We start from the raw sequence: 17,438 nt of genomic DNA, 5'->3' as shown, positions 1-17,438 counted from the left end.
TTCCTTCAATATACGGTGGACGGAAGCCTGAATTCCTTTCTGGCTTTAATAAATTCATTTTTAAGGCTTGCGGGTAAAATTGATCTACCGCAATATAATTACTGCCGGGATATTCAAAACTAATAAATATTATTTGAATACGATGATTTTTACAAAATATTTCTAAACCAACGCTAAACGAGGAGGAACCATGTTTGGTATTTATCGCGCACGCCGCCTGGCGTTATACATTGTCGCAGCCATTGTTATTGCCACGTTAATTGGATATAGCACTTATATGTTTGTAAAATTATTTGCATGACAAGGACATTTATTTACATAACGCGATAATAATTTAATCGCTTCTGAGAGATTATTCTCTTTCTGTTATTTATTCGCAGAAAAGTGCATTTGATTTAACAAAAAACGTCTGCCGGGTTTATATTGCTTTACGTACCGCGATGCCGGACAATGACATTTTTAACTGACGATTAACATTAAGATGAAACACCCGTTAGAATCGCTGCTCACAGCGGGGGGCATTTTGTTGATGGCCCTGCTCTCCTGCCTGCTGTTACCTGCGCCGTCGCTTGGGCTGGTGCTGGCGAAAAAGCTGATGACGATCTTCCACATGGTCGATCTTAACCAGCTGTACACCATTTTGTTCTGCGTGTGGTTTTTACTGCTTGGCGCCCTCGAATTCTTCATCCTGCGTTTCGTCTGGCGTCGCTGGTTTTCACTGGCATCGTAAGTAAAAAAAACCGGGTGCGGCTGCGCCTTACCCGGTCGGATTTCTGCATAACGACACGTTCAGTGTGTCCGGCTGTGGTTCTCTTTGCGGTACGCGCCAGGCGGCTGGTTGAAGGTACGGGTAAAGATACGCGTAAACGTCTGCTGCGAATCAAAGCCGTAGCGCAAACAGATATCGTAGACACGCTCGTCCGATTCACGCAGGTCACGCGCTGCCAGCAGCAGCTTGCGTTCGCGAATGTAACGCCCGAGACTTTCGCCCTTATACTGCATAAACAAACGCTGCAGATGCCATTTCGAGTAACCCGCGTGGCGGGCGATCTCTTCGATACGTAATGGCTGGTGCAGGTTGTCGTCGATCCACTCGACGATGGTGTCGATGACTTGAGCGGAAATGGTCATACTGCTCTCCCCCTCTGCTTCTCGCTTAAACATTATTCCCACCACTCACGAAAGGTTTGCGTGGTATCACTCACGTGAACAGGTTCACCCAGCTCCGGCGTCAGTAGCCGATAATTTTTATCTTTGCTGGCCTGCGCCAGCTGGATCAGCGGATCGTTCCAGGTGTGTTTCGCCAGCACAAAGCGTCCGTTATGACCGGGCACGACAGCTTTCGCGTTAAGGTCAGCCGACGCCTGCGCCGTTTCCGCCGGCATCATGTGAATGTACTTCCAGTCCCGATCGTACTGGCCGTTTTCCATGATGGCTAAATCCACCTCGCCGAACTGCTCACCGATGGCCCTGAAGTGCGGGCCGTAACCGGAGTCTCCGCTGTAATAAACCTTCTGCGCCGGCGTGACGAACATAAAGCTCCCCCACAGGGTTTGATCGCGTTTAATCCCGCGTCCGGAGAAGTGACGTGCCGGCAGGACGTGCACCGTTAAGTCATCACTGATGCGCACCGACTGGTTCCAGTCGCGCTCGTCGATAATCTCCGGCTTCATGCCCCAGTAGCGCAGATGAGATCCAACGCCCAGCGGGGTAACCACACGTTTCACCTTCGGCAGTAACGCCCTGATGGTGGCGTAATCCAGATGATCGTAGTGATCGTGGGAGATGATCAGCAGGTCGATCTCCGGCATGTTCTGCGCATGCCAGGGATACTCGCCCGCAAAAGCTTTATTAAGGAACGAGAACGGCGCGGCATAGTTACTGAGCACCGGGTCAATCAGAATACGTTTACCCGCCAGCTGCATATACCACGACGAGTGTCCGAGCCAGACCAGCGTGTCCTGCTCCAGCGGCAGACTGGCGAGATCGGTTTTCACCAGCGGCAGCGGCTGCGCGGGACGGGCATTTTCGGTTTTGCGGGTCAGAAATTGCCACCACGCTACCAGCATATTTTGCTCGCCGGTGAAGCCCGGTGTCGGCAACGTATTGTGGAATTTCCCGTCGCGATACTGCGGGGAGGCCTCCACTTCGGTAAGCTGCGCACCCTGCGGTGGCTGGCCAAATCCAGGATTCAGGATAAAAGGTAAACTCGCAGCTGAAGCAATAATCATGACGAACACCACGCAGATGAATAGAGGCTTTTTCATATCCTGACCCGAAAACGCGCCCCATCCGATGGTTTACGCGGGTTGAACTTGATTATGAGTGAGTAAGCACTCATTATAGATATGATGATAAAGTCGTCAAGACGTTTTCGATCTTTGACATTGCGCGTTGCAGCCTGTCAAAGCACGTGTTTCAATCAAGGTTTTTACAATTGACAGGAGGAACAATTTAGTGGCACGTCCGAAGAGTGAAGATAAAAAACAGGCCTTACTGGACGCAGCAACCGCTGCATTTGCACAGTCAGGTATTGCCGCCTCAACGGCCTTAATTGCCCGGAACGCGGGCGTCGCTGAAGGCACACTGTTCCGCTACTTTGCTACCAAAGACGATCTGCTGAATGCCCTCTATCTGCACCTGAAGCAGGATCTCTGCCAGACGATGCTGGCGGAGCTTGATCGCACGCTCACCCTCCCCAAAGAACATACCCGCAATATCTGGAACAGCTACGTGGACTGGGGCATCCGTAATCCTGTCGCTCACGCCGCCATTCGCCAGCTTGGCGTCAGCGAGAAGATCAGCGCCGAAACGGAGCAGGCCGTGCAGGAGATGTTCCCGGAGCTGCATGAACTGTGCCGTCGCGCAGTGCGCCCGGTATTTATGTCCGATGAGTTTCGTACCTTTGGTGATGCCATGTTCTTATCGCTTGCCGAAACCACCATGGAATTTGCCACCCGCGATCCGTCCCGCGCCGTCGATTTTAAAGCGCTGGGCTTTGAAGCCATGTGGCGTGGACTCGCCTCCGAGGATATTGATGGACAGTAAATCGCTGCAGGAACACGCCAAACGCGTGGCGCTGGAACTGCCGTTCACCGAACACTGCTGGCCGTTCGGGCCGGAATTTGATGTGTTTAAAGTGGGTGGCAAGATTTTCATGATTGTTGCGGTTGCTCACGGGCGACCGCATGTCAGCCTGAAATCCGATCCGGAAAAATCCCTGTTAAACCAGCAGATCTACCGCGGCGTTGAGCCGGGGTATCATCTCAATAAAAAGCACTGGATTTCACTCTACGGCACCGACGATGTTACGCCGGAACTGGTGGCCGATCTCATCAACGATTCCTGGAATCTGGTCGTCGATAAGCTGCCGAAAAAAGACCAGAAATGGATCAGGCCGCGCTGATTGTTCGTCTGAGACGAACAGATTAAGCGCTCAAAATGCACTTATCTTTTCCCGCTTCGCACGGTAATCTGCACTCCTTTTCGCGCCCGCACGCGGGCGAATTTTATCACCAGGAGTTGTTATGGATATCATTTCCGTTGCCCTGAAACGCCACTCCACCAAGGCGTTTGACCCAAGCAAGAAACTGACCGCTGAAGAAGCGGAGAAGATCAAAACCCTGCTGCAGTACAGCCCGTCCAGCACGAACTCCCAGCCGTGGCATTTTATTATTGCCAGCACTGAGGAAGGTAAAGCGCGCGTGGCCAAATCTGCGGCGGGCACTTACGTGTTCAACGAACGCAAAATGATGGACGCCTCTCATGTGGTGGTGTTCTGCGCGAAAACCGCCATGGACGATGCGTGGCTTGAGCGCGTCGTGGATCAGGAAGAGGCCGACGGTCGCTTCAACACCCCAGAAGCAAAAGCGGCGAATCACAAAGGTCGCTGCTATTTCGCCGACATGCACCGCGTGGATCTGAAAGATGACGACCAGTGGATGGCGAAACAGGTTTACCTCAACGTCGGTAACTTCCTGTTAGGCGTGGCCGCGCTGGGCCTGGATGCCGTACCCATTGAAGGTTTTGACGCCGCCATCCTCGACGAAGAGTTTGGCCTGAAAGAGAAAGGCTTCACCAGCCTGGTGGTGGTCCCGGTTGGACACCACAGCGTGGAAGATTTCAACGCCACGCTGCCAAAATCTCGCCTGCCGCTGAGCACGATTGTGACCGAGTGCTAAGACAAACGGGCCGCAACTGCGGCCCGTTTTCAATCACGCGTCATCTGCCTGGTTTCGCCATTGAGTCAGCATCTCACGCAGACGGCGTTTTCTGCGTCTTCCCGATCAACACGCGCAAAACTTACTTCTCCGCACGCCCGGCATGCCAGATCCGCTCCGCATACCGCCCTATCACCGCCAGCGACGCCGCCAGAATCAGGAAGAACACCACCTTGTTCATCCCATCCCAGAAGTATTCGAAGTAGCGGGTATAGAGGTTAATGGCGAGGAACGTCAGGCCAAACCCGCGCAGCATGCCGTCGTCGGTTTTCAGACTGATGTAAATACAGAGAACCGCTGCCACCGCAAACAGCAGCGCCCACGGCAGCAACGAGGCCTGGGTCACGCTGTACCAGTTATCGATATCGTAATTACCAAATATCGACATGATCCACAGGGCGACAAAGAGATACGTCAGCCCCATCGCTTTACTGGTGGTGTAGAGATGACGGGACTGCAGCACAGCACGCAGGATCCAGCACAGGGCCAGCAGCGCGCCGCCGAAAAAGATAAAGCGCACCGGATAGTTCATCCCCAGCCAGTAAGCCCCCCAGCCGGACATATAGCCCGTCTCCGCGCCAAACCAGTTGCCAAGCGAGAGCAAGAAGAACAGCCAGACCAGCCCGGAGCGGCCGAAAAAGCCTACCAGACCATAGACGGCACAGCCGGCCAGGAACAGTGGCGCGATGTGGCCGCTGCCATTATCCAGCCGTTCACCCAGCTGCCAGAGCGCGATGGCGGTAAACAAGACTCCGAGGAACAAAATCGCTTCGGTGCTGTAATGCCACTGCGTCTCCCGCCGCTGGCGGCTGAAGCCCCACAAATAAAACAGCACGGCCAGGAGCGCCGGCAGCCCGATGCGGGCAAGGGAGGAAAAAGCGAAGAATTCAATAATGCGCGCCATCAGTTCGCTGTCAGAAAACAGGCTGCCGATGGCGATAATGACGCAGGCGAGTGCCGTCCAGAAGGCGTAGCGGCTCAGCCGCTGCCAGTCCATGGTCACGCGTTGAAGCGTACCGGCCAGCCGCTGATGGTCGTCAGCGGTTAATGTGCCTTCCTGTTGCCACTCGTTGAGTGCGCGGCGTAGCAGCCGCTCCTGTTTGCCGGTAACCTTCATTTTGCCTGCTCCGTCAGCCATTCCATTGCTCTCTCCCCGGCTTCATCTACTGGCAGATACACCAGCAACCGGGAACCGTTTCGTGGAGCAGAGTACCAGTACATCTGCTGCAGGGTAAATTCCCCAAGCTCAGGATGGGTAAACAACTTGAGCTGGTTTTCCACACCGCGCACGTCATTGCGCTGATGCCACAGATTTTTAAACTCCTCAGACACCGCAAAGAAGCGCGCCAGTTTGGCTTCCCACAGCGGGTCACCCCGGTGCTCGGCCATCGCCGCCCGGAAATAGGAGACAAAGACGGGCAGCACATCGTCACGTCTGCCGAGACGGGCGCGCCATGCCGGGTGGGTCAGGAACAGATAAATACAGTTGCGGTCTTCCGGGGGGATCGCATTGAAATCGACACCCATCAGATGACCAAAGCTGTCGTTCCAGGCCACGATGTCGAAATTGGGTTTCTGAATGCTGGCCGGTTTCGGCATCAACGTATCAAGCAGGCGGCGCGTGCCTTCGCTGATCCCTTCACAGCAGGTGGCCTGCGGTGCTTCACCCGGCGGTAGCCCGGCCAGCACAAAAAGATGGCGCGCTTCGGTCGGGGTACATTGCAGCGCTTTTGCCACGGCGGCCATCACCGCGCTGGAAGGATTGACGTCCCTGCCCTGCTCAAGCCAGGTGTACCAGGTTACCCCGACGTCCGCCAGCAGGGCCACCTCTTCACGGCGCAGCCCGGGCGTGCGGCGTCGACCGCTGCGCGGCAGGCCGAGCCGCTGCGGATCGAGGCTTTCGCGTCGGGCGCGTAAAAACGCACCAAGTTGTTTTCGGGTGTCATCCTTGAGCGAGACGACGGGTTCAGACATCAGCGCCATAAATCCCCCTGCATGGTAGTGCCAGTACCAGTATAAGCAAGAACTGGTACCCGTTTATCAGATCGTTGATGCTACGACCATCTGTTGAATGACGCAATGGAGTTACCATGAATACGTCAGTCGTTTCACCGGGCCGCGCAGGCCTGATATTGCTGTTAACCGGCCAGATGCTGCCGCTGATTGATACCTCAATCACCAACGTGGCGCTGGATGCTATCACCCATTCGCTGCACGCTACGGCCACCGAGCTGGAATTAATTGTTGCCCTCTACGGTGTGGCCTTTGCCGTCTGCCTTGCCCTCGGCAGCAAGCTGGGGGATAACCTTGGCCGCCGTCGTCTTTTCATGTGGGGCGTGGCGAGCTTTGGCCTGGCCTCGCTGCTGTGCGGAATGGCAGGCAACATTGAACAACTGCTGGGCGCCCGTATTCTTCAGGGGGCTGGCGCGGCGCTGATCATGCCGCAAATTCTCGCCACCCTGCACGTAACGCTGAAAGGCACGGCCCACGCGAAGGCCATCAGCCTCTTTGGCGGCATCGGCGGCATCGCGTTTATCGTCGGCCAGATGGGCGGAGGCTGGCTGGTATCGGCGGACATTGCCGGCCTCGGCTGGCGTAACGCCTTCTTTATCAACGTGCCGATTTGTCTGGTGGTACTGGCCATGAGCCGCCGCTACGTGCCGGAAACCCGCCGCGACACGCCATCAAGCATTGACTGGACGGGCACCGTCCTGCTGGCGATCATCCTCTGCTGCCTGCTGTTCCCGATGGCGCTTGGCCCGCAGTGGCACTGGTCCTGGCCGCTCAAGGTCGCGCTTATCGCCATTATTCCGCTTGCCGGGTTAATGGCCCTCAACGCCCGCAAAAAAGAGCGGGACGATGCGCATCCGCTGATCCCGCCGCGACTGCTGCAGTTGCGTAGTATCCGTTTTGGCGTGCTGATTGCGTTGCTCTTTTTTAGCGTCTGGTCCGGCTTTATGTTCTGCATGGCGTTAACCATGCAAACCGGTCTGGGGATGGCGCCGTGGCAGTCTGGCAACAGTTTTATCGCCCTGGGTGTTACCTACTTTATTTCAGCGTGGTTTGCCCCGCGTCTGATTGCCCGCTACAGCACCAGTACCATTCTGCTGACCGGTCTGGCGATCCAGATAGCGGGCCTGCTGGCGCTGATTGTCACCTTCCGCCTCTGGGGAATGCACAATACCGCGCTGACGCTGGCACCCGCGACCGGGCTGGTCGGCTACGGTCAGGCGCTGATCGTGAACAGTTTTTATCGTATTGGCATGCGCGATATTCAGCCTGATGACGCCGGGGCGGCGAGCGCCATTTTGAGCACGCTGCAGCAGGCGGCACTTGGACTCGGCCCGGCCATCTTTGGCGCGATTTTGCTCCACGGTCTGCAAAATCATCACGGAGATTACACTCAGGCGATCACCCTCTTCCTCGCGGTGGAAACTGGCCTGATGGTGATCCTCGCGCTGGCGACGCTGCGGGTTCGCCATCGGCTGTGCCTGCCGGTGGTGACGACCTGCCACGCCGTCAAATAACCCTGACGAATTTGCATAATAGATCCGCAGCCGCCATTATGGGGCTGCATCAATACAGGAGACGTTATGCAGGAATTAATTGCTCAGGTTGAAGAGTTAGGCATTGAAATTAATCACACCACCTCTTTAGTGATTATTTTTGGTATTATTTTTCTTACCGCACTCATCGTTCATTTTATTCTGCACAAAGTGGTCCTGCGGGCCTTTGAGAAGCGCGCGCAGGCCAGCAGCCATTTATGGTTGCAAATCATTACCCAGAACAAGTTATTTCACCGCGTCGCTTTTACCCTGCAGGGGATAATTGTCAACGTTCAGGCGGTACTGTGGCTGCAAAAAGGCAGCGAAGCCGCGGAAATGCTCACCACCTGCGCCAGGCTGTGGGTGATGGTGTATGCCCTGCTCTCGTTCTTCTCGCTGCTGGACGTCATTTTCAATCTTTCGCAAAAGATGGCGACAGCCTCGCAGCTCCCGCTGAAGGGCATCTTCCAGGGGATAAAACTGGTGAGCGCTATTCTGGTGGGGATTTTAATTATCTCGTTGCTGATTGGTCAGTCGCCAGCCATTCTGATTAGCGGCCTGGGCGCCATGGCTGCGGTGTTAATGCTGGTGTTTAAAGACCCGATCCTCGGGCTTGTCGCCGGGATCCAGCTCTCCGCCAATGACATGCTTAAACTCGGTGACTGGCTGGAGATGCCAAAATACGGAGCCAACGGCACGGTCACGGACATTGGCCTGACCACCGTCAAGGTGCGCAACTTCGACAATACCATCACCACCATTCCGACCTGGGCGCTGGTCTCTGATGCCTTTATCAACTGGAGCGGCATGTCGGCCTCCGGCGGGCGACGCATCAAGCGTAGCCTGAATATAGACACCACCAGCATCCACTTCCTCGACGAGCAGGAGCAACAGCAGCTGATTCAGGCGAAGCTGCTTAAGCCGTACATGGCGGCGCGTCATGAAGAAATTTCGCTCTGGAATCAGGAAAACGGTGAAGGCGAATCGGTACTGAACCTGCGCAAAATGACCAATATTGGAACCTTCCGCGCCTATTTAAATGAATATCTGCGTAATCACCCGCGGATCCGTAAAGATATGACGCTGATGGTTCGCCAGTTAGCGCCAGAAGCTAACGGGCTGCCAGTTGAAATATACGCGTTCACTAACACGGTCGTCTGGGCGGAATATGAGGCGATTCAGGCCGATATTTTCGACCATATATTCGCGGTGGTGGATGAATTTGGTCTGCGTATTCATCAGTCTCCGACCGGAAACGATATTCGCTCGCTGGCTGGCGTAATAGCGAAATAATCAGGCGCTGGCGCGGGAGATAAAGCGCCAGTCCATCATCACTCTTTCTGTGGGCGCATCCGGGTTATCGATTTTATTCAACAACAGATCGACCGCCTTGCGCCCAATATCCCGCGACGGCTGTTCGATGGTGGTGAGCGAAATCATCTCCGCCAGTTCCGTACCGTCAAACCCGACTACCGCAATGTCTTCCGGCACGCGTAATCCCGCCTGCTGGATCGCATGCAATGCACCTGCCGCCAGGGTATCGGAAACGGCAAAGACCGCGTCAGGCGGGTTTTCCTTCAGCAGGTTTTGCATCGCCGCCATTCCGGCGCCGAAGCTGAGATCGCTGGCGTATTCCACCGCCTGGTAAGCCAGATCTTTCAGGTGGATAACGCTCTTATAGCCACGCTCGCGCAGGCGGGCATATTTATAACTCAGGTCGTGGTTAATCATCGCGATCCGCCCGCGCCCACCGTCGGCAAGCTGGCTGACCGCATGCTGCGAGGCGTCCACATCGTTAATCCCGACGCAGGAGACCGCACCGGCATCGGCGTATTCGGCGCACTGCACCCACGGCGCAGCGCCAATCAGGGCGGCCAGTTCAGGAAGCTTTGAGAAGGCATCCATGGTGATAATGCCGTCGACAATTTTACCGGACAGCAAACTCAGCCCCGAACGCGAGCGTTCAATGTCAGAGCCGGAGTTGCACAGCAGAATGCGGTAGCCGTTCTTTTCGGCTTCCTCTTCAATGCCTTTCACCACTTCGGCGCAGAACGGGTTAGCGATGTTCGACACCATTACCAGAATCATATAGCTGCGGGCAGTTCGCAGCTGGCGCGCCAGCAGGTTGGGCTGGTAATTACTCTCTTTGATCGCCTGCAGGACGCGTTCGCGGTTTTTCGCTTTCACGGTATCGCTGTTGTTAAGCACGCGAGAGACCGTTGCCACGGACACCCCGGCAAGCTGAGCGATTTTCTGAATGGACATAGCGACGGCATTTCCTGCGGTTAACGTTTTATGCAGGCTACCATAAATTCGTTGCCCGGCGAACCGGGCAACGCGTCAATACGCAACGCGCACCCAGCGCTGTTGCTGATGGCTTTTCACTATCGCATCAATGATATACATGACGTTCGCGCCGTCATGGAACGTCGCAAACAGCGGCTGTGCCGGCATCTCCCCCTGCATCACGGCGCGGTAAAACTGCACCATCATATTTTTAAAGGCATCAGGCCAGCCTTCGATATGTCCGCCAGGAAAATGGGCGCTTTCGGCCACGTCACGGTTCATCAGGTTTGGATCGTCGGAGAGGGTCTGGTTTGCCTGCGCGCGATGGCCGATCCAGAGTTGCTGCGGCACTTCCTGATCCCACGCCACGGACCGTTCGCTGCCGTTAATTTCAAACGTCAGCCGATTTTTGCGTCCGGCGCTGACCTGCGAGACGTTAAAACTGCCTTTGCTGCCATCGTCGAAGCGCACCAGCACCGAGCCAAAATCTTCGGTGGTGACCGGTCTGTCTTCATCGTTCGCGCTGCGATCATCCGTGAAGGTCCGGTTTCCCGCCGCACTGGCCTTGCGCGTTGGCCAGACGATGGCGAGGTCGGCCATCACGTCGGTGATCCGCCGCCCGGTCACAAACTGCACCGTGTCGCACCAGTGGGAGCCAATATCCGCCACCGCGCGCGACGCACCGCCCAGCGCGGTATCCACCCGCCAGTTGTAGTCGGTTTCCAGCAGCATCCAGTCCTGCAGGTAGCTGCCATGCGTGGCAAACAGCCGACCGAGACTGCCCTCGCGCCTCATGCTGGCCGCCTGGCGCACCATCGCAAACTGGCGATAGACAAAGCTGACGCCGTGTACCACGCCCGCCTGCTCAGCCAGTGCCACCAGCTCGCGGGCCTCCTCCGGGGTCATACACAGCGGCTTTTCGGAAAAAACATGCTTACCCGCCCGCAAAATCTGGCAATTAATCTCTGCGTGCAGATGGTTTGGCGTGCAGTTATGCACCACGTGCAGATCCGGATGGGCGAGCAGCGCCTCAACGTTCCCGTAAGCATGGGGCACATTCAGCTGGCGCGCCTTTTCCTGCGCTTGTGAAAGCGAGCTGTCGCACAGGGCGACCACCTGCACACTGCCGAGACGCCGCAGCGCCTCAATGTGCGCCGGGCCGATAAAGCCGCTGCCGACGATCCCGACGTTAATCATGGCTGCCTCCCGCGGCGAAATCGTCAAACGCGCGCCCGGATACCGGAATGATATGACGACGGATAAATTCGCTGCCTTCGCGGGCACCGGTATCGCCATCCTTAAGACAGCACTCCCACTCCAGCACTGCCCAGCCCTCGTAGTCGTACTGGGTCAGTTTGCTGAAAATACCGGTGAAGTCGATCTGCCCGTCGCCCGGCGACCGGAAGCGACCCGGACGATGAAGCCACGACTGGTAGCCACCGTATACGCCGCTGCGCCCGTTGGGACGAAACTCCGCATCTTTGACGTGAAACGCTTTAATGCGCGCATGGTAGAGATCGATAAACGTCAGGTAGTCCATCTGCTGAAGCAGCATATGGCTGGGATCGTAGAGAATATTGCAGCGCGGGTGGTTGTCCACAAGCGCCAGAAAACGCTCAAACGTCACGCCGTCATGCAGGTCTTCCCCCGGATGCAGCTCATAACAGACATCGACGCCGTACTCATCAAAAGTGTCCAGAATGGGCCGCCAGCGGGTTGCCAGCGTCTGGAAAGCGTCCTGAAAACGCTGCGCGTTGTGCGGCGGCCACGGGTAGAAAAATGGCCACGCCAGCGATCCAGAAAAAGTGGCGTGCGCTGTCAGGCCTAATTTTTCGGAGGCCGCCGCCGCCTGATTCAATTTGCTGGTCGCCCACGCCCGACGGGCCGCGTCGTTACCCCGCACGCCTGCCGGCGCGAAATGGTCAAACGCGTCGCCGTAGACCGGGTTCACCGCAATAAGCTGCCCTTCCAGATGGGTCGACAGCTCGCTGATCGCCAGCCCGTGCTCCGCCAGCGTGCCGGTAATGTCGTCACAGTAGGTCTGGCTCTCAGCCGCTTTCTCCACGTCAAAAATGTGCGGATGATTGCAGGGGATCTGCACGGCTTTGTAGCCCTTACCTGCTGCCCAGCCTGCCAGCCCATCCAGCGAGTTAAACGGCGTTTCTGCGCTGATAAACTGCGACAGGAAAATACCGGGTCCCTTAATCGTTCTCATACCACCTCCTGAACGTTACGCCTTGTCATCGTCATATTTGAACGTGAGAAGGAAAATCAGCGCAATCACCGCTGCCGCCACCGCCGGGATCCACCAGAAGGTGACCCACGCCTGCGGCACGGCCTGTCCCGCCACCAGACGGTTATACAGCGCGCCAGAAATCTGCGAACCAAGCAGCATGCCGATGCCATAGGTGAACATCACGATCATGCTCTGCGCCTGGCCTTTCACCTTTTCGCCCGCCACGCGGTCGGTATAGATAAAGCCCACCACAAAGAAGAAGTCATAGCACACACCGTGCAGCAGGATGCCGAGATAGAGCAGGAAACGTCCCTCCTCACTCACCCCCATGGCAAACATCGCGTAACGGACAAACCACGCCAGCATGCCGACCAGCAGCATGACTTTCACGCCCAGACGACGGAAAAGCAGCGGGATCACCAGCATGAAGACAATCTCTGACATCTGGCCGAACGACATCGCGGTGCTGACATCAGCAATCCCGGCATCCGCCAGATATGAGGCGGTGTAAGCGTAGTAGGTGCCAAGCGGCACGGAAATCAGCATTGCGCAGACGGAAAAGACCAGGAAGTGGCGGGTTTTCAGCAGGGCAAACGCATCAGCGCAGAACAGATCGCGAATCTGGACCGGCAGCCCTTTTGCCGGGGCGGGCGTGTGCGGCAGCGTCAGGCTGTAGAGCGCCAGCAGCACGGAGCTCGCCGCCGCAACCTGGAAGATCGTGACGCTGGAGGCCACGCCGGTAACGCCGATAAAGATCCCCGCGACAATCCAGCCGATAGTGCCGAACACGCGCACCACCGGGAAGGTTTTATCGACGTTTGCCAGGCTGTGAAACGCGATGTTGTTCGTTAACGCCAGCGTCGGCATATAGCAAAGCGTGTAGCCAAACAGCAGGCCGATCAGCAGCGCACCATTTTCAGCGATCAGCGCCCCCGGAACGAACCACAGGATAGCCGCGCCCGCCAGGTGCATTACCGCCATCACCTTCTGCGAGGCGAAGAAGCGATCCACAAGCATCCCGAGCACGAACGGCGACAAAATAGAGGCGATGGGCCCGGCGGAGAACGCATCGCCAATCAGCAACGACATGTTGTGCTGGGTCATCACCAGACCCAGCGTGACCGACCAGCTACCCCAGATAAAAAACTGCAGAAACATCATCAGCGACAGACGCGGAACCAGCAGCCGGTGCTGCGCTATCACCTTTCCACTACTTTCAGTTGTTGACACCATAATGAGCCTCACCCAAGAAAAGTAATCGATTACAAATACCCTCAAATGAAAAGTAATCGATTACAAAATAAAGATCCTGTGGATCAGGAGAGATTTGGGAGAGGGGTCACGATAAAGAGGTTAATCGCGTTGGGATGAGAAACCAGACGGCTCGCCCTCTCCCACCGGGAGAGGGCGGCATGCATTATTGCTTGCGGGAAAGTTTAAACGCCACAAACAGGAAGATGACCCACACCGGGAGCAGCATCGCGGAAAGCCGCATGTCGTCCATGCTGCACATCAGCACAAGGATCAACCCGAGGAAAGCGATGCAGAGATAGTTTCCTGCCGGATAAAGCAGCGCTTTAAACTGCGTCTCACGTCCCTTGCGACGCATCGCGGCACGAAAACGCAGGTGCGCCAGGCAGATCATGATCCAGTTCAGCAGCAGGGTGGCAACCACCAGCGCCATCAGCAGGCCAAACGCCTCTTTTGGCAGCAGGTAGTTGATCACCACCACCAAAGAGGTGATCGCACCGGACAACAGCAGAGAATTCACCGGCACGCCGCGACGGCTGACGCGGGTTAAGAACTTCGGCGCATTCCCCTGCACGGAGAGGCCAAACAGCATCCGGCTGTTAGAGTAGACGCCGCTGTTATAGACCGAAAGTGACGCCACCAGAATAACGAAGTTCAACGCTGAGGCCACCACATTGCTGTTGAGATCGTGGAAAATCATCACAAACGGACTGCTGTTTGATTTCACCTCAACCCAGGGATAGAGCGCGAGCAATACCACCAGCGAACCGATGTAGAACAGCAGAATACGGTACACCACCTGGTTGACCGCTTTCGGAATGCTTTTATGCGGGTCGCGCGCTTCAGCGGCGGTGATACCAATCAGCTCCAGCCCGCCGAAAGAGAACATGATCACCGCCAGCGAAAGGATAAGCCCCTTCCAGCCGGTCGCCAGGAACCCCCCGTGCTGCCACAGGTTGTCGATCGTGGCACGCTCACCGCCGTGACCCGAGAACAGCAACCACAGGCCAAAACCAATCATGCCGATAATCGCCAGCACCTTGATGAGCGCAAACCAGAACTCGGTTTCACCGTACAAACGGACGTTCACAAGGTTGATGGCATTAATGATGATGAAGAAGGCCGCCGCCCAAATCCAGGTGGGCACATCCGGGAGCCAGTACTGCATGTAGATGCCAGCGGCGGTCAGCTCTGCCATCCCCACCAGCACAAACATCACCCAGTAGTTCCAGCCGGAGAGGAACCCCGCAAACGGGCCCCAGTATTTATACGCAAAGTGCGCGAACGAGCCTGACACAGGCTCTTCGACGACCATCTCGCCAAGCTGGCGCATGATCAGGAAGGCGATAATCCCGGCGAGGGCATAACCCAGCAATACCGCCGGCCCCGCCATCTGAATGGCCGGGCCGATGCCGAGAAACAGCCCGGTACCGATAGCCCCACCGAGGGCAATTAACTGTATATGTCGATTTTGCAAACCACGTTGCAGCGTCGGATTCTGTTCCGACGAAGCTTCAGCGCTACCGGTGCCTGAAGCGGATGACGCGTCTTTCACGCCCTACCCCTGTCTCTTTTTTAGAAGGGGCACGTTTTAACACTTCAGGCTGGTGGTAGCAAGGGAATGGGGCATCCCTGCCCCGGATAACGAGCGGCGTTATCAGAATGCGTAGCCCACCGAGACTTTAAAGGTACGCGGTTCGCCCTGGGTGATGTAGGTACCTGAATCATCCACGCTGGACCAGTAGTTTTCATTGGTCACGTTGTCGATACCCGCACGCACCGTCATCTGATTTTGATTGTGGTTAACGGCGAAGCGATAACGCATACCCAGATCCAGCGTAGTGTAGCTGTCCAGCTTTTTGGTGTTCGCCAGGTCCGCATATTGCGTGCCAGAGTGGTTCACGCGCGCGGTAGCGGTCAGGCCATCAATCGGTTTGATGTCATACTCTGCGCCCAGAACGGCATAGAAATTCGGAACGCCAATCGCATCATTACCCTGGTTGAGGCCGTTGTTGGTTTTGGTCAGCTCCGCCTGCAGCCAGGTAGCGCTGGCGTTCAGACGGACGCCCAGCAGGGGCTCACCGAACACATTCAGCTCCACGCCGCGGTTACGCTGCTCGGCATCAAGACCATAATGACCGTTGCTGTTGAGGATCGCCGACGGCATTTTGATTTCAAACAGCGCCAGGGAGCCGCCCACGCGACCAAAATCCGCCTTCACGCCCACTTCGTTCTGCTTAGAGTGAACGATGCCGGTGCTCTGCCCGTAGTTGGTGGCGGTGTTGGGGGCTGCCTGACCCGGCTGCAGCGCTTCGGTGTGGTTGGCATACAGGGAGATCGCCTCCCACGGCTTGTAAACCACGCCGTAGGTAGGCATCCAGCGGCTGCCGTCGAAACCGTCTGCTTTATTTTCCTGCCCGGTAATTTTGTTGTATCCGCGAATGACCACCTTCTGATGACGCGCCCCGGCGGTAAACAGCAGTTTGTCGTCCAGCACGCCCAGCGTATCACTCAACAGCCAGCCCTGCGTCCGGGTACGCCCGCTGGTGAGCGGATCGCTGTAATTTCCGCCTAAGCCGTTGAAACTGGAGCTGTCCGGCATATCCACACCGGTATTGTGATAGATATTGGTGGTTGGGTTATCCGCCGCCGACGACATTTTCCAGCCGATTTTTTCGTTTTTGGTCATCGCGGAGTAACCGACGTTGACTTTATGCGTTACGAAGCCAGTAGCAAAGTTACCGCGAATACCCGCCATCCCGCTGACGGAATCGCTGATGCGGTTGGTATCAAGACGGCTGACCGTCGCCTTACCGCTTTTATCCAGCAGCTTCGGTGCGCTGTAAATCCCTTCTTCGTGAGCGTGCTGTGCGCCGAGGCCGGTATAGGCCGTCCAGTTATCGGTAATGTCGTACTCGCTGCGCCACATCCCGAATTCATTTTCGATGTTGCTGTAGGCCCATTTCTGCGAGAAGTTGCGATCGTTTTTCGGCGGTTCAGGCACGAAATCCACGGCGGAGATATTGACGCTGGTCGGGCTGCCATGGAAGGTTTTCTTCTGATACCCCACATCCAGAGAGGTGCGGAAATTGTCGCCTTTGTAGTCGAGGCCGGTGGAGAGCAGCGTAGTGCGGCGGCGATCGTTGGGCACCCCGCTTTCCCCTTCGCGATGGACGAGGTTCACGCGCGCGCCAAACTGGTCGTTGTCCCCATAGCGACGGCCCGCATCCAGCGTGGTGCCAAACTGGGAATCGGAGGTGTAGTCGACGCCCACTTTTGCCTGCGGCGTTTCATCCGCGTGTTTCGGCTCAAGGTTAATCATTCCCCCCACGCCTGAACTTGCCGCGCCGTTCATCAGGGCGTTTGCCCCTTTAAAAATCTCAATGCGGTCGACCATCTGCGCATCCACCACCTGACGCGGCAGAACGCCGGACAGGCCGCCGAAGGTCATGTCATCTCCGTCAAACTTCAGGCCACGGATACGGAAGGTTTCGGCACTGTTGCCGTAACCCTGCACGTACTGCACCCCCGCGTCGTTAGCGACCACATCAGCAATGGTTTTCGCCTGCTGATCTTCTACCAGCTTCGAGGTGTAGCTGATGATATTAAACGGCACGTCCATGGCGTTCTGCTGCCCCAGCATCCCCATGCGTCCACCGTTCGCCACCTGCCCGTCAAGGAACGCCGGCACAAGCTGGTCGCCGCCGGGTTTAAAATCGCTGGCAGGCGCAGACTGGACAATCAGGGTGTCTTCTTTCTTTTCATCCGCCGCCAGGGCGGAGTGCGTGACCGCGCCAATGGCGAGAGCCAGCAGCGTTTTATGCCTTTTCGTGTTGTTCATAATTAACTCATTAAACGTGCGCGCAAAAAGGGCCCGTTGTCGGGCCTTAGAATGTAATC

General features: G+C 56.5%; 16 protein-coding genes. 6 read left to right on the top strand and 10 right to left on the bottom strand.

Annotated elements, in window-relative coordinates; translation table 11 throughout:
* Positions 1 to 481 precede the first annotated feature (481 nt).
* Entirely contained in the window at positions 482 to 730 is a 249-nt protein-coding gene (locus tag AM379_RS13365) for a DUF1158 domain-containing protein (RefSeq protein ID WP_025204775.1), read from the top strand.
* Positions 731 to 789: 59 nt separating this feature from the next.
* On the opposite strand, the gene AM379_RS13360 is transcribed toward AM379_RS13365, so the two are convergent.
* Both AM379_RS13360 and AM379_RS13355 read right to left on the bottom strand, forming a co-directional pair.
* The gene (locus tag AM379_RS13360) at positions 790 to 1,131 is read right to left on the bottom strand and encodes a RamA family antibiotic efflux transcriptional regulator (protein WP_020885132.1); all 342 of its coding nucleotides are present in this window, start codon (positions 1,129 to 1,131) and stop codon (positions 790 to 792) included.
* Between the two features lie 32 nt (positions 1,132 to 1,163).
* Entirely contained in the window at positions 1,164 to 2,267 is a 1,104-nt protein-coding gene (locus AM379_RS13355; protein WP_032681517.1) for an MBL fold metallo-hydrolase, read from the bottom strand.
* 190 nt (positions 2,268 to 2,457) lie between these two features.
* Between AM379_RS13355 and AM379_RS13350 the strand changes: the two genes are divergently transcribed.
* The 3 genes from AM379_RS13350 to nfsB all read left to right on the top strand — a co-directional run bounded on the left by AM379_RS13350 (position 2,458) and on the right by nfsB (position 4,181).
* Complete coding sequence (locus AM379_RS13350) at positions 2,458 to 3,048, top strand: TetR/AcrR family transcriptional regulator (RefSeq protein WP_020885134.1); 591 nt, start codon at positions 2,458 to 2,460, stop codon at positions 3,046 to 3,048.
* Positions 3,038 to 3,406, top strand: coding sequence for an MmcQ/YjbR family DNA-binding protein (locus AM379_RS13345; RefSeq protein WP_020885135.1), 369 nt, complete (start codon positions 3,038 to 3,040; stop codon positions 3,404 to 3,406). The genes AM379_RS13350 and AM379_RS13345 overlap by 11 nt, the downstream gene beginning before the upstream one ends.
* Before the next feature lie 121 nt (positions 3,407 to 3,527).
* The gene (gene nfsB, locus AM379_RS13340; RefSeq protein WP_032677585.1) at positions 3,528 to 4,181 is read left to right on the top strand and encodes an oxygen-insensitive NAD(P)H nitroreductase; all 654 of its coding nucleotides are present in this window, start codon (positions 3,528 to 3,530) and stop codon (positions 4,179 to 4,181) included.
* A 121-nt stretch (positions 4,182 to 4,302) separates the two neighbouring features.
* Here the strand turns inward: nfsB and AM379_RS13335 are convergent, their stop codons facing one another.
* Positions 4,303 to 5,337, bottom strand: a complete 1,035-nt coding sequence (locus AM379_RS13335) for a hypothetical protein (protein WP_020885137.1) — start codon at positions 5,335 to 5,337, stop codon at positions 4,303 to 4,305.
* Positions 5,334 to 6,203, bottom strand: a complete 870-nt coding sequence (locus AM379_RS13330) for a helix-turn-helix transcriptional regulator (RefSeq protein ID WP_014168966.1) — start codon at positions 6,201 to 6,203, stop codon at positions 5,334 to 5,336. Before AM379_RS13330 ends, AM379_RS13335 begins: the two co-directional genes overlap by 4 nt.
* Positions 6,204 to 6,310: 107 nt before the next feature.
* Between AM379_RS13330 and AM379_RS13325 the strand changes: the two genes are divergently transcribed.
* Both AM379_RS13325 and AM379_RS13320 read left to right on the top strand, forming a co-directional pair.
* On the top strand, positions 6,311 to 7,747 hold the full coding sequence (locus AM379_RS13325; RefSeq protein WP_032681520.1) for an MFS transporter: 1,437 nt from the start codon (positions 6,311 to 6,313) through the stop codon (positions 7,745 to 7,747).
* Positions 7,748 to 7,813: 66 nt separating this feature from the next.
* Positions 7,814 to 9,058 (top strand): mechanosensitive ion channel family protein, encoded by a 1,245-nt coding sequence (locus AM379_RS13320; RefSeq protein WP_020885139.1) that lies wholly within the window; start codon positions 7,814 to 7,816, stop codon positions 9,056 to 9,058.
* Here AM379_RS13320 and AM379_RS13315 read toward each other — a convergent pair whose 3' ends face one another.
* From AM379_RS13315 to AM379_RS13290, 6 genes are all read right to left on the bottom strand, one after another.
* Positions 9,059 to 10,030, bottom strand: a complete 972-nt coding sequence (locus AM379_RS13315; protein ID WP_025204778.1) for a LacI family DNA-binding transcriptional regulator — start codon at positions 10,028 to 10,030, stop codon at positions 9,059 to 9,061. It abuts the gene before it with no gap.
* 75 nt (positions 10,031 to 10,105) lie between these two features.
* The gene (locus AM379_RS13310; RefSeq protein WP_106503787.1) at positions 10,106 to 11,248 is read right to left on the bottom strand and encodes a Gfo/Idh/MocA family protein; all 1,143 of its coding nucleotides are present in this window, start codon (positions 11,246 to 11,248) and stop codon (positions 10,106 to 10,108) included.
* Positions 11,241 to 12,266 (bottom strand): sugar phosphate isomerase/epimerase family protein, encoded by a 1,026-nt coding sequence (locus AM379_RS13305; RefSeq protein WP_106503786.1) that lies wholly within the window; start codon positions 12,264 to 12,266, stop codon positions 11,241 to 11,243. The genes AM379_RS13310 and AM379_RS13305 overlap by 8 nt, the downstream gene beginning before the upstream one ends.
* A gap of 15 nt (positions 12,267 to 12,281) precedes the next feature.
* Positions 12,282 to 13,520, bottom strand: coding sequence for an MFS transporter (locus tag AM379_RS13300; RefSeq protein ID WP_044867815.1), 1,239 nt, complete (start codon positions 13,518 to 13,520; stop codon positions 12,282 to 12,284).
* Positions 13,521 to 13,704: 184 nt separating this feature from the next.
* On the bottom strand, positions 13,705 to 15,093 hold the full coding sequence (gene pheP, locus AM379_RS13295; protein WP_059306883.1) for a phenylalanine transporter: 1,389 nt from the start codon (positions 15,091 to 15,093) through the stop codon (positions 13,705 to 13,707).
* Positions 15,094 to 15,195: 102 nt separating this feature from the next.
* A complete protein-coding gene (locus AM379_RS13290) occupies positions 15,196 to 17,379 on the bottom strand; it encodes a TonB-dependent receptor (protein WP_025204782.1) in 2,184 nt (727 codons plus the stop codon).
* Positions 17,380 to 17,438: the final 59 nt, after the last annotated feature.

Source organism: Enterobacter cloacae complex sp. FDA-CDC-AR_0132 (assembly GCF_003010695.1).
Classification (GTDB): domain Bacteria; phylum Pseudomonadota; class Gammaproteobacteria; order Enterobacterales; family Enterobacteriaceae; genus Enterobacter; species Enterobacter ludwigii.
The sequence above is the reverse complement of the archived record's forward strand: the minus strand, read 5'-3'. Positions and strand labels throughout refer to the sequence as shown.

Coding starts and splice junctions, on each gene's coding strand:
- AM379_RS13300 (WP_044867815.1), bottom strand. CDS start 13,520: ATGGTGTCAACAACTGAAAGTAGTGGAAAGGTGATAGCGCAGCACCGG.
- AM379_RS13305 (WP_106503786.1), bottom strand. CDS start 12,266: ATGAGAACGATTAAGGGACCCGGTATTTTCCTGTCGCAGTTTATCAGC.
- AM379_RS13355 (WP_032681517.1), bottom strand. CDS start 2,267: ATGAAAAAGCCTCTATTCATCTGCGTGGTGTTCGTCATGATTATTGCT.
- AM379_RS13310 (WP_106503787.1), bottom strand. CDS start 11,248: ATGATTAACGTCGGGATCGTCGGCAGCGGCTTTATCGGCCCGGCGCAC.
- AM379_RS13360 (WP_020885132.1), bottom strand. CDS start 1,131: ATGACCATTTCCGCTCAAGTCATCGACACCATCGTCGAGTGGATCGAC.
- AM379_RS13320 (WP_020885139.1), top strand. CDS start 7,814: ATGCAGGAATTAATTGCTCAGGTTGAAGAGTTAGGCATTGAAATTAAT.
- nfsB (WP_032677585.1), top strand. CDS start 3,528: ATGGATATCATTTCCGTTGCCCTGAAACGCCACTCCACCAAGGCGTTT.
- AM379_RS13290 (WP_025204782.1), bottom strand. CDS start 17,379: ATGAACAACACGAAAAGGCATAAAACGCTGCTGGCTCTCGCCATTGGC.
- AM379_RS13325 (WP_032681520.1), top strand. CDS start 6,311: ATGAATACGTCAGTCGTTTCACCGGGCCGCGCAGGCCTGATATTGCTG.
- AM379_RS13330 (WP_014168966.1), bottom strand. CDS start 6,203: ATGGCGCTGATGTCTGAACCCGTCGTCTCGCTCAAGGATGACACCCGA.
- AM379_RS13365 (WP_025204775.1), top strand. CDS start 482: ATGAAACACCCGTTAGAATCGCTGCTCACAGCGGGGGGCATTTTGTTG.
- AM379_RS13335 (WP_020885137.1), bottom strand. CDS start 5,337: ATGAAGGTTACCGGCAAACAGGAGCGGCTGCTACGCCGCGCACTCAAC.
- AM379_RS13315 (WP_025204778.1), bottom strand. CDS start 10,030: ATGTCCATTCAGAAAATCGCTCAGCTTGCCGGGGTGTCCGTGGCAACG.
- AM379_RS13345 (WP_020885135.1), top strand. CDS start 3,038: ATGGACAGTAAATCGCTGCAGGAACACGCCAAACGCGTGGCGCTGGAA.